This is a genomic window from Streptomyces albospinus, assembly GCF_014648695.1.
Taxonomy (GTDB): Bacteria; Actinomycetota; Actinomycetes; order Streptomycetales; family Streptomycetaceae; genus Streptomyces; species Streptomyces albospinus.
The window spans coordinates 1-12415 of record NZ_BMRP01000089.1 but is presented as its reverse complement, the minus strand read 5'-3'; the positions used below and the strand labels follow the sequence as shown (position 1 = coordinate 12415).

Here is a 12415-nt window from a genome sequence, read left to right as displayed (position 1 = left end):
GTCCTGGGTGTCCAGGCAGATCGGCCAGGCATCGATCCCGGCGAAGCGCTTGAAGAGGGCCGCCTTGCCCTCCATCACGGGCAGCGCCGCCTTCGGCCCGATGTTGCCCAGACCCAGCACCGCCGAGCCGTCGGTGACCACCGCGACGCTGTTGCGCTTGATCGTCAGCCGGCGGGCGTCCTCGGGGTTGTCGAAGATCGCCTGACAGACCCGCGCCACACCCGGGGTGTAGATCATCGACAGGTCGTCACGGTTGCGGATCGGGTGCTTCGACGACATCTCGATCTTGCCACCGAGGTGCATCAGGAACGTACGGTCGGAGACCTTGCCCAGCGAGACACCCTCGATCCCGCTCAGCTCGGAGACGATCTCCTGCGCGTGCGCGGTCGAGGTCGCCGCGATCGTCACGTCGATCCGCAGCTTCTCATGGCCGGAGGCGGTCACATCCAGACCCGTGACCGACCCACCCGAAGACTCCACGGCCGTGGTGAGCTGGCTGACAGCGGTGCCGCTCGCGGGAACTTCCAGTCGCACCGTCATCGAATACGAGACGCTAGGCGCCGTTGCCATGGCCGACTTCCTCTGCTTTCCCTGTTTTTTCTCTGAGCGGCTCCGGTACTCAGGGGTAGCCGAGCCGGAGCGCGTCGTTCGATCGTCCCACCTACCAGCCGGTACACGGTAACCAGCTACAAATTCCGGAAAGACACTTCCACCATACGAGAGATGATCGGTCGAGCGGAAGCCCCCGACGGGAACGGGCACCGGCCGCCTCCGGGAGCGGCACCGCGGCGGGGCCGACGCGGGCGGCCTGAGCAGCGGAAACGACTGCGGGCGCCTCTCCCGGAGGAGAGGCGCCCGCAGCTGCTGCTTACGACACCGACCCGCCATGCTCGCCTCGCGGCAAGTGGTCGCTCGTAGCGACGATGGTTGGGCCCGGGGGCTTGGATCGAGCCGGTGCCGTCACCAAGGCTAACAAACCATCCCGGGAAGCGAATCCCGTCCCGCTGGGCCGATTTGAAGACCCCTCGTACGGCGGTGCGCGGCGCCCGACGGCGCCCGCCGTACGCGTCAGTCGCGGAGCAGGTCCGGCACCCCGTCCGCGTCCGGCTCGTCCGGCCCGCCGGAGAGCACGGTCAGCTGCTGGGTGGCGCGGGTCAGCGCGACATAGAGCACCCGCAGCCCGGCCGGGGACTCGTCGGCGATCTCGGCCGGCGAGACCACCAGCGTCGCGTCGTACTCCAGCCCCTTGGCCTCCAGGGAGCCCAGTGCCACCACCCGGTCGCCGAGCCCGGCCAGCCAGCCGCGGGCCTGCTCGCGGCGGTGCATGGCCACCACGACGCCGACCGTGCCGTCGACCTCGCCCAGCAGCCGCTCGGCCTCCGCGACGGTGGCCCGCGCCAGTGCTGCGTCGTCGGCGGCACCGGCGGCACCGGCGGCGCCGCGCGCACCGTCCGCGCCGGAGAGCGCGAAGCGGGGCTCCAGGCCCGTCGATCGCACCGCCTTCGGGGACGGGGTGCCAGGCATCGCCAGCGCCAGCACCCGGGACGCGAGGTCGGCGATCTCGGCGGGGTTGCGGTAGTTCACGGTGAGCGTGAAGCGGCGGCGGGGACGGGTGCCGAGCGCCTCGTCGCGGGCCTCGGCGGCCTCGTCGGGGTCCGACCAGGAGGACTGCGCGGGGTCGCCGACCACGGTCCAGGTGGCGTGCCGGCCGCGCCGGCCGACCATCCGCCACTGCATCGGCGTCAGGTCCTGCGCCTCGTCGACGATCACATGCGCGTAGTCGGTGCGCTCCTCCTCCAGCCGCTCGCGGCGGCTGCGGCCGGAGGCGGCGCGGTCCACGTAGGTGGTGAGCTCGTCCAGGCCGGTCAGCTGGTCGAGCGGGTCGGCCTCGCGCGGGCGGGCCGGGCGCAGCGGGGCGCCGAGGATCTGCTGGAGTTCGTCCAGCAGCGCGATGTCGTGGACCGACAGCGGGCCGTGCCCGGTGGCGTCCAGCCGCCGCAGCGAGCGGGCCAGCTGGCGCACCTCGCGCTGGTTGAGGATGCGGCGCGCCCAGCGGGCGAGCCGGCGCTCGTCGGCCATCGCGGCCAGCACCCCGCGCGGGGTGAGCTCCGGCCACCAGGCATCCAGGAAGTCCTGGAAGTCCGCCTCGGTGGTGATGTCCTCGTCGAAGCCCTCGCGGGCCTCGGCGGCCAGCTCGGGGTCCGTGTACCGGCGGGCGGCGCCGGACCTGGCCCACAGGGCGTCCAGGATCAGCCGGCGGGCGCGCGGGCGCAGCAGGTTGACCGGGGCGGTGCCGCCCAGCGCGGTCTGCCGGATGGCGCGCAGCTCGTTCTCGTCCAGCTCGATCCGGCCGCCGAACGCGACGACCCGCAGCCGGGTGGGGACGGCCGCCCCGGGCGCCGCGGCGGAACCGGAGCCGGCTCTTCGGCCGCGGTCCCCGGCGCCGTCCTGGGCGAGCAGGTCCTCCAGGGACAGCTGGGCGTCGTCGCCGGCCGGGGCGCCGGCCGCCGGGGGCGCTGCGGGTGCCGCGCCGGGCGCCGCCAGTTCCAGCGCGCCGCGGGCGGCCTTGCGCAGCAGCTTCAGCATCCGCGCGGAGCCCTTGATGCGGGACACCGCCGGCGGGTCGTACGCACTCGCCTCGGCGCCGTCGACGAGCGAGCCGAGCGCCCGGATGGCGACCTGCCCCTCCTCGCCGAGGGACGGCAGCACGCCTTCGGTGTACGCGACCAGCAGCGGCGTCGGGGAGACGATCAGGATGCCGCCGGCGTAGCGGCGGCGGTCCTGGTAGAGGAGGTAGGCGGCGCGGTGCAGGGCGACCGCGGTCTTGCCGGTGCCGGGGCCGCCCTCGACCTCGGTGACGGAGGCGGCGGGCGCCCGGATCACCAGGTCCTGCTCGGCCTGGATGGAGGCGACGATGTCCCGCATGGTGTGGCTGCGGGCCCGGCCCAGGGCGGCCATCAGCGCACCGTCGCCGATCGCCGGCAGCTCCGCGCCGTCCAGCGTCGCGGTGACCTCCGGGCGCATCAGATCGTCCTCTACGCCCAGCACCCGGCGCCCCTTGGAGCGGATCACCCGACGTCGCACGACACGGCCGGGGGCGACCGGGGTGGCGCGGTAGAAGGGGGCGGCGGCGGGCGCCCGCCAGTCGATCACCAGCGGCGAGTAGTCCGCGTCCAGCACGCCGAGGCGGCCGATGTGCAGGGTCTCGGCGATGGCGGCGCGGCCGTCCTGGATCGCGCCGTCGGCGGGCTCGACGGAGGTGTGGGCGCCGTCCGGGCCCTTCTTGCCGTCCTTGCCGAGGAGCAGGTCGATCCGGCCGAAGAGGAAGTCCTCGTACTCGGAGTTGAGGCGGTGGAGATGGACGCCGGCCTGGAATACCTGGGCGTCCCGCTCGGCGAGCGCGCCGGGCGTGCCGACCTGGCCGCGCTTGGCGGCGTCGTCCATGAGGAACTCGGCCTCGTGGATCTTCTCCTCCAGGCGCCGGTAGACGCGGTCGAGATGCTGCTGCTCGGCCTCGATCTCACGGTCGCGAACGGAATCCGGTGCGTGGTCCGGTGCGTGCGTGGCGTTGTGCGCGGCCACCCCAGGCCCCCTTCTGCTGTGCGTAGGGCAGCCGTCAACCGTACGCGAACCCGACACCGCGCGCACCTGGAGAGAGGGACAAATCTGGAGGGAGTCGGTCGGATGTTGACTCACACCTTCACCTGGTCAGGGGGCCGCCTGGTCCGTCTTCGGTGCCGGGCCACCCGCTCCCGGTTGCCGCAGACCTCGCTGGAGCACCAGCGGCGGCGCCGGCCGCGCGAGGTGTCCAGATAGACCAGCGAGCAGCCCTCCCCGGCGCACTGGCGCAGCAGGCCGCGCACGGCCGGGTCGGTCAGCAGCGCGACGGCGTCCCGGGCCACCGCGGCCAGCAGCCCGGCGCAGTCGGGCGGGACGGGGAAGGCGCGGGCCAGCGCGCCGTCCGGGCCGCGTACGGCGTGGACGGCAGGCGGCGGGGCGGCGCCGGCCGCGGCGTTGAGCCGCGCCAGGTCGGCGTCGGCGGCCCGGCCGCGCAGTTCGGCGTGCACCACGCGGCCCAGGAGTGCGCGCAGCGTACGGAAGCGGGTGACCCAGAGGGCGTCGACGGCGTCGAGCGGGACGCCGGGCGGCACCACTCCCGCGCCGGTCAGCCAGGCCGCCAACTGGTCGGGGCCGGTGAGCCGTTCGGGACCGGTGGGCGGTTCGGCGGCGGCGCCGGTGGTGGCCACCAGGTCCAGGCAGATCCGCCCGCAGTCGAACCGCAGGTCGTAAGGCGCTGCCATGTGCCTGTCACTCCTCGGGGAGGAAACGCGGGGTGGTGGAGGGAGAGCGGACGCGGACCTTTCCCAGGGTGCCCGGCCGCGCCGTCCGCCGGAACCCTGTGGCGTCGGCCGCTCTTCGTATGCACCGCACGTAGACACCGCACGTAGACACCATGCGTATACAACTGATGTATAGTCCGGCGGCATGTCGTCGAAATCGCTGCTCAAGAATCGCGCCAGCCTGACGCACAAGATCGGTTACGCGGTGCGCAACCCGGCCCGCATCACCCCCTACGTCAGGCGCACCGCCCGCGACACCTGGCTGCGCCTCAAGCACCCCGACCATGTCGCGTACTACCGCGCGGTGATGGCCTCCGACACCGGCCGCAACCCGGAGGCCGCGGTCGGCAGCCGCACCCACCAGCGCTGGCTGGCGCTGGGCGAGATGCAGTTCGACTACCTGGCGGAGCACGGGCTGAAGCCCGGCCACCGGATGCTCGACATCGGCTGCGGCAACCTGCGCGCCGGCTGGCGCTTCATCGCCCACCTGGACGCCGGCAACTACTACGGCATCGACATCTCGCCGGACATCCTGATAGCCGCCAAGCAGACCCTGACGACGTACGAACTCCAGGACAAGCTCCCGCATCTGACGATCACTCAGGATCTGAAGCTGGACTTCCTGCCGGCCGGCCACTTCGACGTCGTGCACGCGCACAGCGTCTTCTCGCACTCGCCGGCCGACGTCATCGACGAGTGCCTGGCCCACGTCGGCCGGGTGCTGGCGCCCGGCGGCTTCTTCGACTTCACCTTCGACCGCACCGAGGGTGCCGAACACCAGGTGCTGCGCGAGGACTTCTACTACCGGACCGAGACCCTGCTGCGGCTGGCCCGCAGACACGGCCTGGAGGCGCGCTTCATGGACGACTGGGAGACCCGGCCGCACGGCCAGTCGAAGATCCGGGTCAACAACCCTTCCTGACCCGCCGGAGCGGCCCTGCGGTCTGCCCGACGGGCCAGGACCGGAGCGGCCCTACCCGTCGTACTTGTCGGTGTCCGCGTGCGGGTCCAGCGCCAGCCGGTAGCCGCGCTTGACCACCGTCTGGATCAACTTGGGCGCCCCCAGCGCCACCCGCAGCCGCGCCATCGCGGTCTCCACCGCATGCTCGTCCCGCCCCGCGCCGGGCAGCGCCCGCAGCAGCTCGGCGCGCGCCACCACCCAGCCGGGGCGCCGGGCCAGGGCGCGCAGCAGCGCCATCCCGGCGGGCGGCACCGGGCGCAGCTCGCCGTCCACCACGACGGCCCGGCCGCGGATCTCCAGGCGCAGGCCGGCCACCGGCAACGGCCGCGCCCGGCCCGGGAGTTCCCGGCACAGCAACTGGACCAGCGGGCCCAGCCGGAAGCGCTCCGGCTGGCGGGTGGGCACGTCCAGCGCCTCCAGCGGCAGCGCGGTCACCGGCCCCACGCAGGCCGGGAGCACGTCCTGCCGCAGCGCGGCCAGCAGCTCCGGCTGGATGCCGCGTTCGGCCGCCCGCTCCAGCAGCGAGGCGGCGGCCGGGGCGCTGGTGAAGGTCACCGCGTCCAGGCCGCGGGCGAGCACCGCGTCCAGCAGCCGGTCCACCGGCCCGATGTCCTCCGGCGGCATCCACCGGTACACGGGCACCCCGATGACCTCCGCACCGGCCGCCCGCAGCGCCTCGACGAACCCCGGCAGCGGCTCCCCGTGCAGCTGGACCGCCACCCGCTGCCCGGCGACGCCCTCGGCCAGCAGCCGGTCCAGCACCTCGGCCATCGACTCGGAGGCCGGCGACCACTTCTCGGTCAGCCCGGCGGCCCGGATGGCGCCGCGCACCTTCGGGCCGCGGGCCAGCAGTTCCACCCCGGCCAGCCGGTCCAGCAGCGCCTCGCCCAGCCCCCAGCCCTCCGCGGCCTCGACCCAGCCGCGGAACCCGATGGCGGTGGTGGCCACCACCACGTCCGGTGCGTCGTCGGTCAACGCGCGGGTGACGGCGAGCAGTTCGGCGTCGTCCGGCAGCGGCACGATGCGCAGCGCGGGCGCGTGCAGCACCTGCGCGCCGCGCCGCTCCAGCAGCGCACCCAGTTCCTCCGCCCGCCGGGCCGCGGTCACCCCGACGGTGAAGCCGTCCAGCGGGCGCACCGGCCCGCCCGGTTCGTCGTGCCGCCGCGCGGTGTGCTCGTGCTGCTGATCGTGCATAGGTCCGTCCCGCTCTTCCCGGAGAGGTGGTGCGCGGTGCAGGTGCCGCCGCGGCTCCGGCGGCACCTGTGCCAGGGTGCCGAGCCTGCCAACAGCACATGACAGGCAGGCTCCTCCAGTATTTCCCCGCGGTTACGGAGCCGCCGCCGCGCCCCCGGCCGGACGGAGGGGGCGCGGAGCGGGGCGCATGCCCGCGCCTCAGACCTCGGCGTACGCCGGGCGCGCCTCCGCGCCCTCCGTGCCGTCCGCGCGCGCCGCGGACCGCGCACCGGCCGGCCCCCGCAGGTATACGGCCCAGGTCACCGCCCCGCACACCGCGTAGTAGGCCAGGAAGGCGACGAACGCCGGGGTGCCCGAGCCGGTCGTGCCGAACGCCTCCCGGAAGGCGAGGTTGATACCCAGCCCGCCGAGCGCGCCCACCGCCCCGATCAGCCCCATCGCGGCCCCCGACAGCCGCCGCCCGTACGCGGCGGCCTCCTCCCCCGCCATCCCCCGGCGCACCGCCAGGGCCTGGAAGATCCCCGGGATCATCTTGAACGTGGAGCCGTTGCCCAGACCGGTCAGCACGAACAGCGCGATGAAGCCGACGAGGAAGACCGGCAGCGACCGCACCGCCGACGCGTAGATCACCACCCCGGTGGCCAGACTCATCGCCCCGTAGTTCCCCAGGGTGATCCGCGCCCCGCCGAACCGGTCCGCCAGCCGCCCGCCGACCGGCCGCACCAGCGACCCCAGCAGCGGCCCGATGAAGGTCAGCGACGCCGCCTGGAGGGGCGTGCGGGCGAACTGGTTCTGGAGCACCAGCCCGAAGGCGAAGCTGTAGCCGATGAACGACCCGAAGGTGCCGACGTAGAGCAGTGCCATCACCCAGGTGTGCCGCTCCCGGGCCGCGTCCACGGCCGCGCCGGTGTCGTTGGCCACCGGCCCGAGGTTGTCCATGAACAGCGCGGCCAGCACCGCCGCGAGCACGATCAGCGGCACGTACACCGCCAGCACGAGCCGCGGCTGCGCGGCCCCCGCCGTCCCGATCACCAGCAGCCCCAGCAGCTGGATCACCGGCACCCCGATGTTGCCGCCGCCGGCGTTCAGGCCCAGCGCCCAGCCCTTCTTCCGCAGCGGATAAAAGGAGTTGATGTTGGTCATGGACGAGGCGAAGTTCCCGCCGCCGACCCCGGCCAGCCCGGCCACCAGCAGGAACGTGGTGTACGACGTGCCCGGTGTCATCACCACGGCCGCCGCGGCCGTCGGCACCAGCAGCAACACGGCGCTGAACACCGTCCAGTTGCGCCCGCCGAACCGTGCCACCGCGAAGGTGTACGGCACCCGCAGCACCGCGCCCACCAGCGTCGGCATCGCCACGAGGAAGAACTTCCCGGCCGGATCGACGCCGTACTCCGGGCCCATGAACAGCACCATCACCGACCACAGGCTCCAGATGGAGAAGCCGATGTGCTCGGACAGCACCGAGAAGGCCAGGTTCCGCCGGGCGATCCGTTCCCCGGTCTCCCGCCAGAACCCCTCGTCCTCGGGATCCCAGTGCTCGATCCAGCGCCCGCCGCGGCGCGCCCTTCCCGGCTCGCCGCCGCGTTCGCTCGGGGTCTTCGCCGTGGCCTCGGCCGTCATCGCGCCTCCCAGGGGTCGGGTCCTGCCACCCGACGCTAAGGATGGCGGGTTTCCGCCCTGTGGCAGCAGGTGACCGGCGCGAAACCTTGCTCTCACGCGGTCCGGGTGCATGCGGTGAGCCGCGGCGGCACACACGCGGCGTACGAGACGTGGGCGGTGCGCCGACGTGCACCACGCGCCCCCCGCCATCACCCGTACGGGGTAATGGCACGTGCCCGGGACACTGCCAGCCTTTTTATCGGACGCATGGAGTAACCAGCCCGACACACTCCGTCGCCGTAGCGGTGTGCTCACCTCCCGCCCGGCGGCGGCCGGATCCCCTGCCAGGGCGCCACACCCACCCCCGCAGGGATGCAGGGCTCTCCCCGGAGCACGGAAAGAAAGGGATGCGATGCACCAACCACAGCAGCGGACCGCCGGCGGACGGTGCGGCTCCTGACCTCCCCCAGCTACCGCTGGGGGCGCGCCCAACCGCCGGCGGCCCCCCTGCCGGGGCGCCTCCCCGCCCCGGCAGGCCTCCGGTCGCACCCCATCGAGGCCAAGGAGCGGCAACCCCCGTGGATTTCCTCGTGTTCCCCGACCACCCCGCCACCGACCGGCTCGCCGCCCTCCTGCCCCGGACCCCGGCCACCCGCACCGTGCCGCACCTCTCCGGCCGCCCCTGGATCGTGGGGCACTGGCGGCGCGAGGAGCTGGTGACGGCGCGCCTCGGCCCGCGGTGCGCGGTGCTGCTGGGGACGACCTCCGCCACCCCGGGCGAACTGGTCCGGCTGCTGCGCCGGCTGCGCGGCCTGGACGACCTCTCCGACCTCCGCCACGAACTCCCCGGCAGCTTCTTCCTGCTGGCCTACATGGGCCCCCGGGTCCGCTGCCAGGGAACGCTCTCGACGGTCCGCCGGCTGCACCGCACCGACCTCGGCGGCATCACCGTCCTGGGCAGCCGCCCGCAGGACCTGGCCGCCCTCGCCCGTGAGGCCGCCGCGGCCGGATTGCCCGGCGCGCCCGGCACCGGCGCGGTCGACGAGGAGGCGCTGGCGGCCCGGCTGCTCGCCCCCGCCGCCCCGCTCCCCCTCGCGCTGCGCACCCCCTGGCGGTCGATCCACGCCGTACCGCCCGGCCACTGCGCCAGCTACGACGCCCACGGCCGGCACCGCGAGGTCCGCTGGTGGCAGCCGCCGGAGCCGGACCTGCCGCTGCCGGACGCCGCCGAGGCCGTACGGGAGACCCTCGGCGCGGCGGTGCACGCCCGGACGCAGTCCGCGGCGCTCAGCGCCGACCTGTCCGGCGGCATGGACTCCACCAGCCTGTGCTTCCTGGCCGCCCGCGACGGGGCCGGGCTGGTCACCACCGCCTGGGAGTCCCGCGACCCGGCCAACGACGACCCCCTGTGGAGCGCGCACAGCGCCTACCGCCTCGGCCGGGTCCGCCAGGAGGGCCGGCACCTGTCCCTCCCGTACACCGACGCACCCACCTGGTACGCCCCGCCCACGCACCCCTCGCACACCGACCCGGCGGGCCCGCTCACCGCGGTCCGGGAAGCGGCCCGGCTCGTCCACCAGGCGCAGCTGGTCGCCCGGTACGGCTCCCGGCTGCACCTGTCCGGCATCGGCGGCGACGAGCTGTTCGACTTACGGGCGGTGGCGCTCAACTCCCTTGCCCGCAGCGACTTCCGGGCCGCCGCCCGGCAGGCCCGCCGGACCCTGCGGCTCGGCCACCGGACGCTGCCCGCCACCCTGGTCACCCTGCTCGGCGGCCGGTCCTACCCGCGCTGGCTGGCCGCCGGCGCCGACCGGATCGCGCCCGGCGCCCGCCGCGAGACCACCGGCGCCGACTGGGAGTGCGTCCCGGCCATGCCGCCCTGGGCGCATCCGGACGCGGTCGCCACGGTCCGCCGGCTGCTGCGCGAGGCCGCCGCCGAAGCCCCCGAGCCGTTCGCCGCGCTACGGGCCCAGCACGAGGTCGTCCGGGCCGCCGTCCGGGCCGGCGAACTGGTCCGCGGCATCGACGCACTGACCTCGGCGCACGGCGTGGCCTACGAGGCGCCGTTCCTGGACGACGCGGTGATCGAGGCGGCGCTGGCCGTCCAGCTCGCCGACCGCGCCCGGACCGGCTGCTACAAACCCGTGCTGTCCGCCGCGATGCGCGGCATCGTGCCCGGCACCGCCCTCGGCCGCGGCACCAAGGGCGAGCACAGCGCGGAGGTCTACACGGGCCTGCGCCGCCACCGCCGGGCGCTGTCCGCGCTCTGCGAGGACTCCCGGCTGGCGGCGCTGGGCCTGATCCGCCCCGAGGCGCTGCGGCCGGTCCTGACGTCCCTCCAGCCGCACACCGACGCGCTGCGCCCGCTGGACCCGACGCTGGCCGCCGAGTACTGGCTGCGCTCCCTGCCGGGAGCCCCGCCGTACGGCACCGTCCCGGCCCCCGCCGCGGGGAGCCGGATATCCGCCCCCGCGCCGGAGGGCGCCTGAGGCGCCGACCGGGACCCGCCGCCTCAGTGGGGGGCGGCGGTGCCCTGGACCGGCGCGCTCATCCAGATGGTCTCCTCGCAGATGTTCATCCGCGTCTTCTTGCCCTTCTCGTCGCGGACCTTTATCTGCTTCTGGTGGTGGTCGCGCGGCGCGCCGACGGTCGCCTCGTCATTGCTGACCAGGCAGTCGGCGGGCTTCATGCCGGGCCCGTGGTCCTTGTACCGCAGGCCGGTGGTCACGGTCGCGCCGCGCTTCAGGTCTATCGGCATGGTCCGGACCTGCCCCTTGCCGTCGGACTCGGGCCCCTTGCCGACATGCACCGCAAAGGTGGGAAAACCGTCGAACACGCACGGCTGCGAACCCTTGTTGACGGCCGTCAGCCGGGCCTCGCGGCGCTGGCTGTTCGGCACCTCCTTGAGCACCGTGACCTTCCAACCGAGACTCTTCGTCTTGCAGTTGGCGTGCAGCGCAGCCATCCGACCCGAGCCGCAGCCGGTCAGAGCCAGCGCGGCAGTGACGGTCAAGGTGAGCGCGGCCATCGTCGTCGCGAGTACGGAACGTCGCTGCACGACTCCCCCTGTTCAATCCGTTCGTATCGTTCGCACACATCGTTCGCACACGATGTCCTTCCGTAAGGAAGGGTTTTCAGCGCAGAAGGTTGCTTGTCGACGGAGAGAGATATGCATCACGTAAGAATCCGCACCCCGCGGGAACGGCCACCGCCCGCCGTCAGCGTCCGCCCGCCGCCACGCCCATCGCCTCGGCGTCTGCCGCCGGCAGCCACCAGTCCTCCCCCGGCGGCGTGCGCCAGCCGTCCCGCTCACCCAGTTCCCGGGCGGTGTCCCGCAGCGCGTCCAGCCCGGGATGCCGCAGCCCCCGCCGCCACACCATCCCCACCGGCGACAGCGGAACCGGATCCACCACCAGCCGCAGCACCATCCCCGGCACCTCGATGAACTCCACGCTCGCCAGCACCGACCACCCCCGCTTGCGCACCACCCGGACGAACTCCTCCGCCCCCTCGATCTCCGGGAACGGCGCCGCCATCGCGATCCCCCGCCCCTCGAAGAGCCGCGCCGCCAGCTCCGTCCACTCCGCGGTGTGCGGATTCCCGGCACCCGCGTAGAGCGTCTCACCGGCCAGCCGCGCCAGCGGTACGGCCTCGCCGCCGGCCAGCGGATGACCCGCGGGCAGCAACACCGCCACCGGCTCCAGTCGCACCGGCTGGTGCTCCAGCCCGGCCCGGACCGCCGCCGGCAGCCCCGCGATCCGCCCGAACGACACATCCAGTCGCCCGGCGGCCAGCTCCGCCGCCGCCCCGGTCAGCCCGCTGTGGAACCGCGCGACCAGTTCGCAGCTGTCCGGCACCCGCCGCCGGGCCTCCGCCAGCACCCGGTACGCGGTGCCGACCGGCGCCCCGACATCCACCACCAGCGGCCGTCCGGCCCCGGCCCCGCACGCGGCGGCCAGCTCGTCCTGGGCCGCCAGCACCCGCCGCGCGTACGGGAGCAGCCGCGCCCCCGCCCCGCCCGCCGCTTCCTCGCCTGCGTCGCCGCGATGGCCGCGCTGATGCTGCTGCCGCTCCCGGCCGCCGCGACGGGCGCCCCCGCGGCCCTGGCCGCCGCCCTCCTGACGGCCGGCATGGCCACCGCGCCGACCATGGTCACCGGCATGGGACTGGTCCAATCCCGCACGCCCGCCGACCAGTTGAACGAAGGGATGACGCTGGCGGTGACCGCCCTGCTGGCCGGGATCGCGGCCGGCTCGGCGGCCGGCGGCTGGTCCGCGGACCACCTCGCGGCGCCCGCCGCCGGGTACGCCGTACCGGC

7 protein-coding genes and 3 pseudogenes are annotated in these 12415 nt (G+C 74.4%); 3 read left to right on the top strand and 7 right to left on the bottom strand.

The features are described 5' to 3' along the window. The 3 genes and pseudogenes from IEZ17_RS40475 to IEZ17_RS40465 form a co-directional block, all read right to left on the bottom strand. A pseudogene (locus tag IEZ17_RS40475) lies at positions 1-570 on the bottom strand (NAD-dependent malic enzyme); the annotation flags it as partial. Positions 571-1068: 498 nt separating this feature from the next. Then, entirely contained in the window at positions 1069-3582 is a 2514-nt protein-coding gene (locus IEZ17_RS40470; protein ID WP_189308632.1) for a HelD family protein, read from the bottom strand. Between the two features lie 110 nt (positions 3583-3692). Then, positions 3693-4301, bottom strand: a complete 609-nt coding sequence (locus IEZ17_RS40465) for a CGNR zinc finger domain-containing protein (protein ID WP_189308631.1) — start codon at positions 4299-4301, stop codon at positions 3693-3695. A 184-nt stretch (positions 4302-4485) separates the two neighbouring features. Here IEZ17_RS40465 and IEZ17_RS40460 point away from each other — a divergent pair, with 184 nt between their 5' ends. Further along, the gene (locus IEZ17_RS40460; RefSeq protein WP_189308630.1) at positions 4486-5262 is read left to right on the top strand and encodes a class I SAM-dependent methyltransferase; all 777 of its coding nucleotides are present in this window, start codon (positions 4486-4488) and stop codon (positions 5260-5262) included. Positions 5263-5313: 51 nt separating this feature from the next. Here IEZ17_RS40460 and IEZ17_RS40455 read toward each other — a convergent pair whose 3' ends face one another. Together IEZ17_RS40455 and IEZ17_RS40450 are read right to left on the bottom strand one after the other, a co-directional pair. Beyond that, positions 5314-6495, bottom strand: coding sequence for a uroporphyrinogen-III synthase (locus IEZ17_RS40455; protein ID WP_189308629.1), 1182 nt, complete (start codon positions 6493-6495; stop codon positions 5314-5316). Positions 6496-6693: 198 nt separating this feature from the next. Then, positions 6694-8118: a nitrate/nitrite transporter gene (locus IEZ17_RS40450; RefSeq protein WP_189308628.1), complete on the bottom strand. Its 1425-nt coding sequence runs from the start codon at positions 8116-8118 to the stop codon at positions 6694-6696. Positions 8119-8675: 557 nt separating this feature from the next. Here IEZ17_RS40450 and IEZ17_RS40445 point away from each other — a divergent pair. Continuing rightward, a complete protein-coding gene (locus IEZ17_RS40445; protein ID WP_189308627.1) occupies positions 8676-10586 on the top strand; it encodes an asparagine synthase-related protein in 1911 nt (636 codons plus the stop codon). A 23-nt stretch (positions 10587-10609) separates the two neighbouring features. Here the strand turns inward: IEZ17_RS40445 and IEZ17_RS40440 are convergent, their stop codons facing one another. Together IEZ17_RS40440 and IEZ17_RS40435 are read right to left on the bottom strand one after the other, a co-directional pair. Beyond that, a complete protein-coding gene (locus IEZ17_RS40440) occupies positions 10610-11155 on the bottom strand; it encodes a DUF4232 domain-containing protein (protein ID WP_229853101.1) in 546 nt (181 codons plus the stop codon). Positions 11156-11315: 160 nt separating this feature from the next. Next, a pseudogene (locus IEZ17_RS40435) lies at positions 11316-12107 on the bottom strand (LysR substrate-binding domain-containing protein); the annotation flags it as partial. 12 nt (positions 12108-12119) lie between these two features. Between IEZ17_RS40435 and IEZ17_RS40430 the strand changes: the two are divergent. Continuing rightward, a pseudogene (locus tag IEZ17_RS40430) lies at positions 12120-12415 on the top strand (MFS transporter); the annotation flags it as partial.